The 14,561-nt window shown below is 37.8% G+C and carries 11 protein-coding genes; 6 read left to right on the top strand and 5 right to left on the bottom strand.

The annotated features are described in order from the left end of the window. Positions 1-12: 12 nt before the first annotated feature. From M1G05_RS06325 to leuS, 5 genes are all read right to left on the bottom strand, one after another. Complete coding sequence (locus M1G05_RS06325; RefSeq protein WP_247953370.1) at positions 13-855, bottom strand: ABC transporter permease; 843 nt, start codon at positions 853-855, stop codon at positions 13-15. Then, positions 855-1,721, bottom strand: coding sequence for an ABC transporter ATP-binding protein (locus M1G05_RS06330; protein ID WP_247953371.1), 867 nt, complete (start codon positions 1,719-1,721; stop codon positions 855-857). Before M1G05_RS06330 ends, M1G05_RS06325 begins: the two co-directional genes overlap by 1 nt. 669 nt (positions 1,722-2,390) lie before the next feature. Continuing rightward, positions 2,391-3,623: an acyl-CoA thioesterase/BAAT N-terminal domain-containing protein gene (locus tag M1G05_RS06335; RefSeq protein ID WP_247953372.1), complete on the bottom strand. Its 1,233-nt coding sequence runs from the start codon at positions 3,621-3,623 to the stop codon at positions 2,391-2,393. 56 nt (positions 3,624-3,679) lie between these two features. Beyond that, the gene (locus M1G05_RS06340; RefSeq protein ID WP_049551258.1) at positions 3,680-4,135 is read right to left on the bottom strand and encodes a MarR family winged helix-turn-helix transcriptional regulator; all 456 of its coding nucleotides are present in this window, start codon (positions 4,133-4,135) and stop codon (positions 3,680-3,682) included. A gap of 92 nt (positions 4,136-4,227) precedes the next feature. Further along, on the bottom strand, positions 4,228-6,729 hold the full coding sequence (leuS, locus tag M1G05_RS06345) for a leucine--tRNA ligase (protein ID WP_247953373.1): 2,502 nt from the start codon (positions 6,727-6,729) through the stop codon (positions 4,228-4,230). A 147-nt stretch (positions 6,730-6,876) separates the two neighbouring features. On the opposite strand from leuS, the gene M1G05_RS06350 reads away from it, so the two are divergent. The 6 genes from M1G05_RS06350 to M1G05_RS06375 all read left to right on the top strand — a co-directional run bounded on the left by M1G05_RS06350 (position 6,877) and on the right by M1G05_RS06375 (position 14,505). Then, positions 6,877-8,526, top strand: a complete 1,650-nt coding sequence (locus tag M1G05_RS06350; protein WP_247953374.1) for a sensor histidine kinase — start codon at positions 6,877-6,879, stop codon at positions 8,524-8,526. Beyond that, a complete protein-coding gene (locus tag M1G05_RS06355; RefSeq protein ID WP_247953375.1) occupies positions 8,519-9,289 on the top strand; it encodes a response regulator transcription factor in 771 nt (256 codons plus the stop codon). Before M1G05_RS06350 ends, M1G05_RS06355 begins: the two co-directional genes overlap by 8 nt. A 214-nt stretch (positions 9,290-9,503) precedes the next feature. After that, positions 9,504-10,544 (top strand): ABC transporter substrate-binding protein, encoded by a 1,041-nt coding sequence (locus M1G05_RS06360; protein ID WP_247953376.1) that lies wholly within the window; start codon positions 9,504-9,506, stop codon positions 10,542-10,544. Positions 10,545-10,706: 162 nt separating this feature from the next. Next, entirely contained in the window at positions 10,707-11,753 is a 1,047-nt protein-coding gene (locus M1G05_RS06365; protein WP_000731166.1) for an ABC transporter substrate-binding protein, read from the top strand. 12 nt (positions 11,754-11,765) lie between these two features. Further along, entirely contained in the window at positions 11,766-12,857 is a 1,092-nt protein-coding gene (locus M1G05_RS06370; protein ID WP_247953377.1) for an ABC transporter ATP-binding protein, read from the top strand. Then, entirely contained in the window at positions 12,847-14,505 is a 1,659-nt protein-coding gene (locus M1G05_RS06375) for an ABC transporter permease (RefSeq protein ID WP_045597598.1), read from the top strand. The genes M1G05_RS06370 and M1G05_RS06375 overlap by 11 nt, the downstream gene beginning before the upstream one ends. The last annotated feature ends 56 nt before the right edge of the window (positions 14,506-14,561 follow it).

Raw genomic sequence — 14,561 nt, forward strand, 5'->3', positions numbered from 1 at the left:
TCCAATATACTTTTATTTTCTCTTGCTAAACACTTTAACAAATAAAATCCAAAGAAAAATAGCGACAAGACTGATAATAACCACTATAAAGTATGTCTCTTCCTTTGTCAATAGTTCTTGCCAGTTGATTTGGATTCCCATTTTTTCTTGAAATTCCTTTAACAATCTGCTATTTCCTGTAAATGCAGTTTCTAACCGCTCTTTCATTAAAATTTGTCGATAGAGAGAAGCAATATAAGTTGCAGGGGTACACTTCATGATAATTTGTGCAAAATCAGGTAATACTCCAATGGGGATATAAGTTCCTACCAAAAATCCAGAAGCAGTCCCCACTATAGTTGCCAGTTTGCCAAGACTATCTACAGATTGAAAACGGTAAATCAAAAGAATATTTACCACACTTGAAAGCAGACTGCTTAACAGCATAATCAAAGCAATTTCCGGTAAATGACTGATAACTGGACTTTCTTTAAAATAAAGCCCCATAACAGCAAACATAAACACCTGCATGATAAAAGAGATGGCAATACTACTGATTAGATAGGACATCTGTAAACCCCAGATACCTAAATCTGTCAAGAAGAGATCTTGATCCACTTGATTTTCACGATCCTGTACCATTTGTGTAAGAGCCGTAAAACTGGTTGTTATCCCAGTCACAGCCAAGGTCCCACCCATCAGCCAGTTATTTAAAAGGTTCGTATTATCAGGGAGTTGGGACCAAGCATCTGTCAAGTTCTTCTGCAAAAAAATGATATAAAGGAGGAAGGAAATCAATGCCCCCAATAATGAGAAAAATACTCCTGAACGATTACGAAAATATAAGATAAAATTCCGTTTCAATAAAGCTAACATTAGCGAACCTCTATTCCTGTAAGTGCAATAAAGGCATCATCCATAGTACCTGGACGAAACTCAAAAGAATCAATTTCTTCTCGAATTTTTTCCAAATATTCAATGGCTTCCTGTGACGTCCTTGGATAAAAAAGATATTCCAACTCATTTTCTTCCTCTACTGTCATTTCAGTCTGTAGCAGCTTTTCTAAATCCTTCATTTCTTTAAAACGAATTTTTAAGATATTAGAAGCATACTGACTTTTAATAGCAGTCGCAGAACCTTGCGCAATCACTTTCCCATGATCAACAATATAGATCCGATCCGCTTCATCCGCTTCATCCAGATAATGAGTCGTTAAGATAATAGTCATCCCTTCATCCTTTTGTAGCCGATACAGTAGATCCCAGATGGATTTGCGAGTCTGAATATCAAGACCTGTCGTTGGTTCATCCAAGAAAAGAATATCTGGTCGCGAAAGAAGAGCACGCGCAATATCAACCCGACGTTTTTGCCCACCTGATAAAGTCCCATATAGTTGTTTCTGGAAAGCAGTCAAGCCCAGTTGATGGATCAAATCATCCACACGACTTGCTGCAATCTCCTTATACTGTTGAGCACGAATCGTGAGATTTTCCCTAACCGTCAACATCTCATCCAGTACACTAGCTTGAAAAACAACTCCGATTTTCGTATTTGGCGCATAGCGAATCTGACCTTGTGTCGGCTTTTTCAAACCGATTAACATGGAAATGGTGGTTGATTTTCCTGCACCATTGGGTCCCAAAATAGCATTGAAACTTCCTTTTTCAAACTCTAACTGAATATCATCGACAGCCATATGAGTACCGTACCGTTTAGTCAAATGTTTAGCTTGTAAAATCATATTTCTTCCCTCCTTTTATCTCACTAGTTTAACAAAAATAATGACAGAAAAATCGACTTTTGAGATAAGTGGTTAAAATAAAAGGTTAAGTGGTGAGATAATTAGGGTTAAGTTAAAGTAGAGAAGGCTACAGCCATTTTTCTCCTACCGAATTGCTAAATGAAGCTTAAAAACACTTACAAAAACACATTATATTTTTAAATATGCGCTATAAAAGAGATGTTTTACCGCATCTGACCGAAAAATTCAAGAATCGGTAGTATTATTCTCGCCAAATCAAACAATAAAAAATTAACTAGAAATCATGACACACAATCCCTTCTATCAAAATGAAACTGCTGAATATGATATGATTGAATTTGAAGCAAGTAAGTATTGTCCTGAATTTGAAACTTCCATTAGCCAAATTTTTAACGACAAGTAAATCCATTAGGAAATAATCTATGAAAAGAATTTTCAATACAAGCAAAAAACAGCTCTTTTTATCCGAGAAGAGCTGTTCTATTTTATGAAAGAGAAAGTCACTAGTAACTCTTGTACTTCTCTCTACGTTTTTACTGTTTGTATTCAAATTTCTCTTGTTTTAGTGTTTGCTTTTGTAGACTGGACTACCAACCAGAACTGTGTTTTTATCTTAGTTGGGACTATTATAGTACGGTTCAGGACTATCTACAAATTCTTCAGATGTGTATCAAAAAAACTTATCGTAGCAAACCAAGAGTCTACACTTTCTTTCATTAATAAGCGCCAATCTTTTCGATAACGATGATTCGGTTGATAAGCAACCGTCAACATATGCCCTGTTTCATGGTATTTTTTAAACAAAATGGATTCCCCTTTATAATGTGAAATGATATCATCTATCGCGGATGATGCATTCCATATTTCATCAACATCGCTTCCTAGTAATAATAAAGGAGAGGAAATTTTACTCACATCAATCTGGGCCCTACTATCTTCAGGAATATGTTTTCCAAAAAACTTGTTTAACAAGTAATTTCCTAACTGAAATTTTTGATACGGAAGTTCTTTTTGCAAATATGTCCAAGAAGATGAATTAGAATTGAGTTTTCCCTTTATTCCCTCAAATATTACATTTGAGGGAGAATTGAGTACTAAACATTGCACATCATCCAAAATACTTTGTCCAGCCAGAACAAGCTCTGCTCCTTTAGAGCGACCATATATTCCTATTTTTGTATTATCAACTTGAGGATGATGATATAGAAAATCTTTCGCCTCTTCCAGACATTCTATCGGAATTCGTTCTAAATTTTGGGGTAATCCCTCTAAACCAAAATAAGCTATCGCAAGACAAATATAGCCTCTTGAAGATAAAAGTTGGGCAATATTTTGAGCTTTTTCAATTCTCCCCTCACTACCGCTAACAATAATCACGGCTGGCGCCCTTCTTAACTTTTCATCATAGAATAATCGACCTTGAAAATGCTTGTCATAGATATCTTGATATCTTACTCCTAGATTCATATAACGCCTTACGAAACTTTGCTCCGCGACCACATCTTTCCCCAGCTTGATTTTAATTTCAACACCAAAACAATCTCGTAATGGAATTCTATCAAGAGAACTCGGTAATCTCCTTTTCCTATTCTTCAACGGTTTCGCATTAAAGAATAATCCCATTTCTGAAACTCCTTTATAAGATCCCGAAATAGATGCTGTCTGAGAGGTATCAATCATACCGTCCTGATCAGATAAAAAAATTGCGGTTGATTTCCATATAACATCATGATCTAAAAGCACGGGAGCATTTATACAGTAATAATCAGACAGGTACATTTCTACACAATACCTTGTCCTTGGTTCTAAACCATTAATAGCAATATAAAAAGATTCATCCGCTAAATCTGTTTGTGAAATCAGTTCTATGTTTACAGTCATATCTTCTCCTTTTTGTTAATTTACTTAACAATTATATTTGAAATTTACCGTGACTTTTACCACGGTAATTCTCCCCACACCTTTTCAATATCATCCATCAATTTCACAACTGTTTTAAGTTCCACCTCACTATAGTTGTTTAAAACTGAAAAGATTGATTTTTCAATATATGCTTGTTGCTCCTTATGGATTTTAAAAATTTCGATGCCTTTTTCAGATAATCTCAAATATTTATTTTTCCCATTATTCGGGTCAAAATCAAAAACAACTAAATTTTTTTGAATCAATCTCCTAACACTTTGAGTTATTGCACTTCTTGAAACTTCTAATAATTCAGATAATTTTACTAGATTTAAGGGCTGATTTTTCCCAATCGCAACAATCAAATGTACCTCATTCAACGTAACGGATTTGTCAACACCACTTTTATGTTGATTTTTTTTTAACTGATCAAACGCTAAAATAAATCTATTGAAACGATTATTAAATGCAATAAATTCTTTTTTATCCATAATCTTTCTTTCCTTTGTTAATCATATTAACAAAACAGAAACTTCCTGTCAAATAAAAAATCCTCCAGATTCTACTCTGAAGGATTCATTTCTTATTTCACAACGATATTAACGAGTTTATTCGGTACACTAATCACTTTCACGATTTCCTTACCGTCAATTTCTGCTTTGACTTTTTCATCAGCGAGAGCAATTTCTTGCAATTCTTCGCGTGATAGGTCTTTAGCAACCATGAGTTTAGCACGGACTTTTCCTTTGATTTGAACAACGATTTCGATTTCGTCTTCAACCAATTTGCTTTCGTCCCATGTTGGCCAAGCCACGTAAGAGATAGATTCTCCTGTTGCTGCAACAGTTTGCCAGAGCTCTTCTGCCAAGTGAGGTGCAAATGGTGCAATCAACTGAACGAAGCCTTTGGCGTAGTCTACATAAATTTTGTCTTCCTTGTTGGCCGCGTTGACAAAGACCATAAGTTGGGCAATAGCTGTGTTGAATTTCAATGATTCGATTTGTTCTGTGACAGCTTTAACGGTTTCGTTATAAACCTTGTCAAGAGCGCCATTGTTTTCCGCAAGGATTTCTTTACTTGTAATCAAGCGGTAAACACGGTCAAGGAATTTACGGCTTCCTTCCAGACCTTCTTCTGACCAAGCAATCGAAGCATCAAGTGGTCCCATAAACATTTCATAAACACGAAGGGTGTCAGCACCGTATTGTTCCACAACATCATCTGGGTTAACAACGTTCTTGAGCGATTTAGACATCTTGGCTGGTGCTTGCTCCAACTCTTCCCCCGTTTCTACATGGAAGAAAGAACCGTCACGTTTTTCAACCTTATCGGTTGCCACAAGAGCGCCACGGTGGTCACGGTAGCTTGTTCCTAAAATCATTCCTTGGTTAAAGAGTTTTTGGAATGGTTCCTTAGTCGGAACAACACCGAGGTCATAGAGGAATTTATGCCAGAAACGAGCGTAAAGCAAGTGAAGAACAGCATGCTCTGCACCACCCACGTAGATATCTACTGGCAACCATTGTTTGAGAAGATCCTCGTCAGCCAATTTCTCAGTATTGTGTGGGTCGATATAGCGGAGGTAATACCAGCTTGAACCTGCCCATTGTGGCATGGTGTTGGTTTCACGACGACCTTTAACACCATCTTCACGAGTCACTTCAAGCCAGTCTGTCAAGTTAGCTAGTGGACTTTCACCAGTACCTGAAGGACGGATGTCCTTGGTTACAGGCAAGACAAGTGGCAATTCACTTTCAGGAACGGCTGTTGAAGTTCCATCTTCCCAATGAATGATAGGAATTGGCTCACCCCAGTAACGTTGACGGCTAAAGAGCCAGTCGCGGAGACGGTAGGTCACCTTCTCTTGCCCACAGGCTTTTTCTTCCAACCAAGCCACAATCTTGGCAATAGCGTCTTCTTTGTTGAGTCCATCTAGGAAGTCTGAATTAACGTGAAGCCCATCTTCTGTGTAGGCAGCTTCTTCGACGTTTCCACCTTCAAGTACTTCGACGATTGGAAGGTCAAATTGTTTGGCAAATTCCCAGTCACGTTGATCGTGGGCAGGCACAGCCATAACGGCACCTGTTCCGTAACTAGCAAGAACATAATCCGCAATCCAGATTGGAATTTCCTTGCCATTGACAGGGTTGATGGCATAAGCACCAGTCCAAACCCCTGTTTTTTCTTTGGCAAGGTCTGTACGAGCCAAGTCAGACTTGAGGCTGGCTTGGTGTTTGTAGTCTGCTACTGCTTCTACTTGCTCTGGACTTGTGATAGCGTCAACCAAATCATGTTCAGGAGCCAAAACAGTGAAAGTCGCACCGAAAAGGGTGTCCGGACGAGTGGTAAAGACTGTGAATTCCTTGTCTGTTCCCTTAACTTTAAAAGTTACATTAGCACCAGTTGATTTCCCAATCCAGTTGCGTTGCATGTCCTTGATAGACTCCGGCCAATCTAGTTCATCTAAATCATTGAGCAAGCGCTCTGCGTAAGCCGTGATTTTGAGCATCCATTGGCGCATTGGCTTGCGGACAACTGGATAGCCTCCACGCTCAGAAGTTCCGTCAGGAAGAACCTCTTCGTTGGCGATGGCTGTTCCCAATTCCTCAACCCAGTTTACTGGCACTTCCGCTTCATAGGCCAAGCCTTTTTCGTAAAGCTTAGTGAAAATCCATTGGGTCCACTTGTAGTAGTTTGGATCTGTTGTATTGACTTCACGATCCCAGTCATAAGAAAATCCAAGCGCATTGATTTGGCGTTTGAAGTTGGCAATGTTCTCAGCTGTAAATTCTGCTGGGTCATTACCAGTATCCATAGCGTATTGCTCTGCAGGCAAACCAAAAGCATCCCAACCCATTGGGTGAAGGACATTGTAGCCTTGCGCACGTTTGAAACGGCTGAGGATATCGGTTGCAGTGTAACCTTCTGGGTGTCCTACGTGAAGACCCGCTCCAGATGGATAAGGGAACATATCAAGCGCATAAAACTTCGGTTTTGATGCATCTGTCCCTGTCTTAAATGTATGATGTTCTGCCCAGTAGCCCTGCCACTTAGGCTCAATTTCTTTATGATTGTAAAAACTCATGGTCTCTCTCCAATTTTGTGATGTTACTATTATACCATTTTTGGGGGAATTTGGTCTCGTTCTATTCTATACTTTTCTATTTTACCTTGCTCTAGAATTTTTAAACTGCTATACTTATAACAGAAAACCCTTCCAAGGAGGTAGCGGATGTCTCATTCCTTTAAAAAATCTCTCCAAAAAGAAATTCTCCATAGAAGCTCTATCGCAGCCTTTGTGACCTCTCTTTTACTACTCATTTTACTTTTTGGTTTTTCCTATGTTTTACAAAAGCAACAACTATCCAAAGACACGAGACAGATTGTCAAACAAGTTCAAGAGATGAAAGAAGCAAATAGTGAGCTCCTAACCACTATGAATCATAAAATGATTCCTGGATTTTTGGACGGCAAACACACAGAGAGAGAAGTCTTTAGCTTATTTTACGAGACAAAAGCTAAATTAAAACTTAGTTCTGACCTCATTATCCTAAGTGATACAGGTGAATTACTATTTAGTACCAATCGAAATCATCAAGAAAGTATTTTATCTCCCTACTACTTAAAACTACTCATTCAAAATCCTTCTCAAGAAAAAGTGACAGAAAAAATTGCACTCTCTTCAGACAAGCAACACTACACACTCTTTATCAAACCACTACTTCAAAACCAACGAGTTAAGGCCTATACTATTGCTTTCGTAAATGAGAATGATTTCATCTCAAGTTTCCCAATGATCAATTCCAAATACATCATTACCGATAGTTTTGGAAATATGTTTTCTAACAACACAAATCAGTTCACTCGTTCCACTCTTGAAAAATTTGATGAAAAACTCCTACACTCTCGCACCCACTGGTATGCGAACGAACCGCTTATTGTTCAAAAAGAAAAAGTCGGTGCTATTTTTTCAATCTATACTTTTCAATCCTTCTTTCCCATTCCTAGCTTACTCGGACTAGCCTCCGTCCTCACCTTATGTATATTCTTCCTCTACTTCTGGCAAGCAAGACGAATTGCTCATAAAATTGCTACACACAATGCTGTTCCTATTGAAAGTTTGGTTTACCAACTTCAAGAAATTCCTAAACAAGCAGAAAAAAGGCTTTCTCTACAAACAGGTGATGAGTTTGAGTTTATGGCCGAAAAAATCAACAATATGTTGTACGAATTAGATCAACTTCATCATAAAATGTTGACCATAGAAAAAGAAAAGTGGATTTTTGAAAGAAAAATGCTAGAAGCTCAGTTCAATCCTCATTTTCTCTACAATACACTTGAGACGATTAAAATCACTTCTTTAATGGATGCCGCTCTTACACAAGACCTAATTCAAAATCTCACGCGCATTCTTCGCTACAGTATCACCGATTTAGAAAAAGAAACAACCATTTGTCAGGATTTAAAGATTATAGAGGATTACCTGATTATTCATAAGATTCGCTTTGAGCACTTTTCTTATGATATTGTCTGTCCAGAAACTGTCGATAATCAGCCTATCCCTAAGCTTTTCTTGCTTCCTCTAGTAGAAAATGCTATAAAATATGGGATGCAATACCGTATTGATTTTCATATTGATATCCAAATTACCTTAGAAGAAGATTCTCTGACTTTTTTAGTCAAGGATAATGCCGGAGGACTTACAAAACAAGAGCGACTCGCTATTTTAGACTCTTTAGAAAGCCCACATACACAACATGGCATCGTTAACAGCTACAAGCGATTGAGCAATTTCTTTTCTGATGTCCAGCTAGATTTAGGAGTCAATCGCCAAGGAGAAACTTGGGTCAAATTTGTAACGAAAGGACTAACTCATGTTTAAGCTCATCATCGTAGAAGATGAACACCTCATTCGAAAATGGCTAGAGATTGCCGTAGATTACTCTGCCTTAGGTATCCAAGTCGTAGGAACTGCCAGTCACGGTCAAGAGGGAATGAAACTCATCCAAGAAAAAGAACCTCATATTGTCTTAACAGACATCACCATGCCAATTATGGATGCTTTTATGATGTTTGAAGCCACTCATACTCTCTCCTATGAAAAAGTTATCTTATCAGGTTATAACGATTTTCAAAATGCCAAAAAAGCCATGCAATATGGGGCAGTTGATTTTCTATCCAAACCAATTGATACCAAGGAATTGACAGAATGTCTTCAAAAAATTGTTTTGCGATTACGAGTTAGCACTTATCAAGAAACTCCTTTTTTAGAAGAATATCAAACTTTACTCACCTCTATCCAACAAGTCAATACACAAAACCAAATCATTCAACAAATTCTGGAATTTGTGCATCAACACTACTGCATGCACTTTACCATTTCTACCATTGCAGAGAATCTAGGGTATAGCGAAAGTTATCTATATAAGGTTATCAAAGAAGACTTCCCAATGACGCTAAATGAATATATCTTACGCTACCGCCTCAAGCAAGCTATAGATAAAATGGCTGAATCCCCTAATTCTCCCTTAAGCGATATCTCTGAACAAGTTGGATTTTCAGACTATAAATATTTTGCAAAAGTTTTTAAAAAGTATCTCCATATTTCTCCAAAAGAATTAAAACTCATGGATAAAAACCATTGATGTAAAAGGATTGCTCAACTCTATTGTAGCAATCTTTTTATTTTATACTTCCCATCGAAATCCCAGCTACAGTTTACCCATCCTTGCTCGAGACACCCATTTCCTATTTCTCGTTTTAGATTTCTTTAAGGTTTTTATTATATCCTGTAGAACTCTACAATTTAAAAACATTAACAATCTAGGTAGAGAAAATGTTCGTAAAAAGGAGATACTTATGAAAAAACTACTATTCTTTCTCTCTTGTAGCTGGATATTCCTTTCTTTATCAGGATGTTCTTCACCTATAGAAGCTGAAACTAGCGCTGAAAAAGATTCAGATAACACTTTGGTTGTCTACTCGCCTAACCCTGAAGACCTTATCGAAGAAACAATCCCAGCCTTCGAAGAAAAATATGGTATTAAGGTTGACTTAGTACAAGCTAGCACTGGTGAATTGTTCAAAAAAGCTGAGGCTGAAAAAGAATCGCCTGTAGCCGATGTCATTTTCGGAGGCTCCTACGCCCTCTTCTCTTCTAACGAAAATCTTTTTGAACCTTATATTTCTCAAGAGAACGACCAGATAATCCCTGAATATCAAAATAAAACCGGATTCTACACGCCTTATACACTTGATGTCAGTGTCATCATTGCCAATTCAGCTCTTACAAAAGATATTAAAATTGAAGGCTACAATGATCTACTCAATCCTAAATTAAAAGGAAAAATCGCGACTGCTGATCCAAGTAATGCTTCTAGCGCTTTTGCACAATTAACAAACATGCTTGTCGATCAAGGTGGATACGAAAATGAACAGGCTTGGACCTATGTGAAAAATCTATTTACCCTAGTAGATGGAAAGATTGCATCTAGTTCTTCAAATGTTTACAAAGCTGTCGCCGATGGAGAAATGGCTGTAGGGCTCACCTATGAAGATCCTGCCTTAAAACTTTTAAATGACGGAGTTGATGTAAAAGTCATTTATCCAAAAGAAGGAACCGTCTTTTTACCTGGTAACACAGCTATCATCAAAAATGCCAAACACATGGAAAACGCTAAGAAATTTATCGATTTCATTCTTTCTCAAGAAATCCAAGATAAGCTAGGAACTGAAACTACAATTAGACCTATTCGTAAAAATGCTAAAACTAATAAAAATATGAAGGCTATGACAGAAATCAATATTGCCACCGAAGATTCAGATTATGTCATTAAAAATAAATCCACTATTCTTAAAAAGTACAATGACATTTTTACAGATATCCAATCTAAAAAATAAAATTTGACTTACCAGTGATTAGCTGTCAAACCCTGCTATAAAATCAAAAAGATTACTTCCGTTTTTGTAGAGAATTTTACTCTAATAGAATAGAATTATCGGTTTTAAAAACGCTTACATTGTTTTAAAATAAACTTAAATAACACAACGGAGGTATCCATCATGAAAAAGAAATGGATGTATTATGCTGCTTGCGGACTAGCTCTTTTTGGTCTTGCTGCTTGTTCTTCTAATGAATCTGCCGATGGCGGTTCATCTGATAAAGGAGACGGCGGTTCGCTAGTCGTTTATTCACCAAACTCAGAGGGCTTAATCGGAGCAACTATTCCTGCCTTTGAAGAAAAGTATGGTATCAAAGTAGAACTGATTCAAGCTGGTACTGGGGAACTTTTCAAAAAACTGGAGTCAGAAAAAGAAGCTCCTGTAGCTGATGTCATCTTTGGTGGTTCTTATACGCAATATGCTACCCACGGAGAACTCTTTGAAAACTATACTTCAAAAGAAAATGATAATGTTATCAAAGAATATCAAAACACAACTGGCTACTCTACTCCTTATACACTGGATGGTAGTGTTTTAATCGTCAATCCTGATTTAACGAAAGGCATGAACATCGAAGGATATAGCGACCTTCTCAAACCTGAACTAAAAGGAAAAATCGCAACTGCTGACCCAGCAAACTCTTCTAGCGCCTTTGCTCAATTAACAAATATGCTACAAGCTCAAGGTGGTTACAAAGACGATAAAGCTTGGTCTTATGTAAAAGATCTCTTCACACTTATTGATGGTAAAATCGGTTCAAGCTCATCTGGTGTCTATAAAGCAGTCGCTGACGGAGAAATGGCTGTTGGTCTCTCTTATGAAGATCCAGCAGTTAAACTCTTAAATGACGGAGCTAATATCAAGGTAGTCTATCCAAAAGAAGGAACCGTCTTCCTGCCTGCTAGTGCTGCTATCGTTAAAAAAGCTAAAAATATGGAAAATGCCAAGAAATTTATCGATTTTATTATCTCTCAAGAAGTACAAGATACACTTGGTACAACCACTACTAACCGTCCTGTTCGTAAAAATGCTAAAACAAGCGAAAATATGAAACCAATTGACAAAATCAAAACACTCACTGAAGATTATGATTATGTCATCAAGAATAAATCAGATATCGTTAAGAAATATAACGAAGTCTTTACAGATATCCAATCTAAACAGTAAAAGAGGTTCACTATGAGTGAGATCAAAATTATTAACGCCAAAAAAATCTACCACGATGTCCCTGTTATTGAGAATTTGAACATTACAATTCCAAAAGGAAGTCTCTTTACCCTTCTTGGGCCTTCAGGTTGTGGGAAAACGACTCTTCTTCGTATGATTGCAGGTTTCAATAGTATCGAAGGCGGAGAATTTTACTTCGATGATACAAAAATCAATAATATGGAACCCAGCAAACGCAATATCGGGATGGTTTTCCAAAACTACGCTATTTTCCCACATTTGACTGTCCGAGATAATGTTGCTTTTGGTCTCAAGCAAAAGAAGGTTCCAAAAGAAGAATTGGTCCAACAGACCAACAAGTATCTCGAACTCATGCAAATTGCTCAATATGCGGATCGCAAGCCCGATAAACTTAGTGGTGGACAACAACAACGTGTCGCCTTGGCACGCGCCTTAGCTGTTAATCCAAGTGTTCTCCTCATGGACGAGCCACTTAGTAACCTAGATGCCAAACTTCGCTTGGATATGCGTCAAGCCATTCGAGAAATCCAACACGAAGTGGGAATCACAACCGTCTATGTGACCCACGACCAAGAAGAAGCCATGGCTATTTCAGACCAAATTGCTGTTATGAAAGATGGGGTGATCCAACAAATCGGCCGACCAAAAGAACTCTATCATAAACCAGCCAATGAGTTTGTAGCAACCTTTATCGGACGCACAAATATCATCTCTGCCAATCTCGAACAACGGAGCGATGGTGCTTATATCGTCTTTTCAGATAGCTATGCCCTTCGAATGCCCGCCCTTGATCAGGCTGAGGAACAAGCTATTCATGTAAGTATTCGTCCTGAAGAATTCATTAAAGATGAATCTGGAGATATTGAAGGAATTATTAGCGATAGCGTCTATCTTGGACTGAATACTGAATACTTCATCGAAACAGGATTTGCCTCAAAAATTCAAGTTAGCGAAGAATCAACTTTTGAAGAAGATCTACAAAAAGGCGATCGTATTCGTCTACGAATCAATACTCAAAAATTAAACGTCTTTTCTGCAGATGGTTCCCAAAACCTGATAAAAGGAGTCAACCATGGAACGTAAAAAACTAAATATTTGGACAGCCTCCTCTTTCTTCATCTTTCTTACTTATCTTGTCTTTCTCGTTTATCCTATCGTTACCGTGCTAAAGCAAGCACTCATACATGAAGGACAATTCTCACTAGCTAATTTTGTCACTTTCTTTAGTAAAGCCTACTACTCTGAGACACTCGTCAACAGTTTCAAGGTTTCTATTACCGCTACTGTCACTTCCTTAGTCGTAGGAACCTTATTAGCTTATCTCTTTTCCATGTATGATTTCAAGGGAAAGAAATTTCTACAAATATTGATTATCATTGCTTCCATGTCAGCTCCTTTCGTGGGAGCCTACTCCTGGATTCTCTTGCTGGGACGAAATGGGGTCATTACTAAATTCCTGACAAATACCCTTCATCTTCCAGCTATCGATATTTATGGATTCAAAGGAATTGTACTTGTCTTTACACTGCAACTATTCCCACTGGTATTTCTATACGTTGCTGGGACAATGAAAAGTATTGACAATTCTCTACTTGAAGCTGCTGAAAGCATGGGTTCCTTTGGATTTAAGCGTATCGTAACGGTTATTTTACCTCTCCTAGTTCCAACCTTACTAGCAGCTGCCCTGCTTGTATTTATGAGAGCATTCTCAGACTTTGGAACCCCTATGTTGATTGGTGAAGGATATCGGACTTTCCCTGTTCTGATTTATACCCAATTTATTAGCGAGGTTGGAGGAAATTCAGCTTTTGCATCTGCTTTAGCAATTATGGCGATTATCATTGCCTTGGCAATTTTCCTTATCCAAAAATACATTTCAAATCGCTACAGTTTCAGCATGAATTCGCTCCATCCAATTGAGCCTAAAAAAACTACAAAAGGAAAAATGGCTGCCATTTATGCAACAGTCTACGGAATTATCTTGTTCTCTGTTCTACCTCAAGTCTACTTGATTTATACTTCTTTCCTAAAAACATCAGGTATGGTATTTGTCAAAGGCTATTCTCTAAACAGTTACAAGGTAGCTTTCAATCGTATGGGATCTGCTATTTTCAATACCATTCGTATCCCTTTGATTGCCTTAGTTCTAGTTGTCCTATTCGCAACATTTATCTCCTACCTAGCCGTTAGAAAACGTAATTTGTTTACAAACTTAATTGACAGCCTCAGTATGGTCCCTTATATTGTACCAGGAACCGTTCTAGGGATTGCCTTCATTTCTTCCTTCAATACTGGCCTATTTGGAAGTGGATTTCTTATGATTACAGGGACAGCTTTCATCTTGATCATGTCCCTATCTGTCAGAAGATTGCCTTATACTATTCGCTCATCTGTTGCTAGCTTGCAACAAATAGCACCAAGTATTGAAGAAGCCGCTGAGAGCTTAGGAAGTAGTCGTCTCAATACCTTTGCCAAGATTACAACTCCAATGATGCTATCTGGTATTATTTCTGGAGCTATCCTATCTTGGGTTACAATGATTTCAGAACTTTCTACTTCTATCCTCCTCTACAATGTCAAAACAAGAACAATGACTGTAGCCATTTATACAGAGGTTCTCAGAGGGAATTACGGTGTAGCCGCAGCCTTGTCAACTATCCTGACTGTTCTAACAGTAGGTTCCTTGCTCTTGTTTATGAAAATCTCTAAAAGTAATAGCATTACACTTTAGTTTTCCCCATCAAAAACAGCCGAAAGGATTATCCTCGGCTGTTTTTTCTTATCTTG

The sequence above is a fragment of the Streptococcus mitis genome (genome assembly GCF_023109515.1).
Classification (GTDB): domain Bacteria; phylum Bacillota; class Bacilli; order Lactobacillales; family Streptococcaceae; genus Streptococcus; species Streptococcus mitis_CS.

Bases quoted from the DNA above. Each gene is read 5' to 3' on its own strand.
- M1G05_RS06325 (WP_247953370.1), bottom strand. From the start codon at position 855: ATGTTAGCTTTATTGAAACGGAATTTTATCTTATATTTTCGTAATCGT.
- M1G05_RS06330 (WP_247953371.1), bottom strand. From the start codon at position 1,721: ATGATTTTACAAGCTAAACATTTGACTAAACGGTACGGTACTCATATG.
- M1G05_RS06335 (WP_247953372.1), bottom strand. From the start codon at position 3,623: ATGACTGTAAACATAGAACTGATTTCACAAACAGATTTAGCGGATGAA.
- M1G05_RS06340 (WP_049551258.1), bottom strand. From the start codon at position 4,135: ATGGATAAAAAAGAATTTATTGCATTTAATAATCGTTTCAATAGATTT.
- leuS (WP_247953373.1), bottom strand. From the start codon at position 6,729: ATGAGTTTTTACAATCATAAAGAAATTGAGCCTAAGTGGCAGGGCTAC.
- M1G05_RS06350 (WP_247953374.1), top strand. From the start codon at position 6,877: ATGTCTCATTCCTTTAAAAAATCTCTCCAAAAAGAAATTCTCCATAGA.
- M1G05_RS06355 (WP_247953375.1), top strand. From the start codon at position 8,519: ATGTTTAAGCTCATCATCGTAGAAGATGAACACCTCATTCGAAAATGG.
- M1G05_RS06360 (WP_247953376.1), top strand. From the start codon at position 9,504: ATGAAAAAACTACTATTCTTTCTCTCTTGTAGCTGGATATTCCTTTCT.
- M1G05_RS06365 (WP_000731166.1), top strand. From the start codon at position 10,707: ATGAAAAAGAAATGGATGTATTATGCTGCTTGCGGACTAGCTCTTTTT.
- M1G05_RS06370 (WP_247953377.1), top strand. From the start codon at position 11,766: ATGAGTGAGATCAAAATTATTAACGCCAAAAAAATCTACCACGATGTC.
- M1G05_RS06375 (WP_045597598.1), top strand. From the start codon at position 12,847: ATGGAACGTAAAAAACTAAATATTTGGACAGCCTCCTCTTTCTTCATC.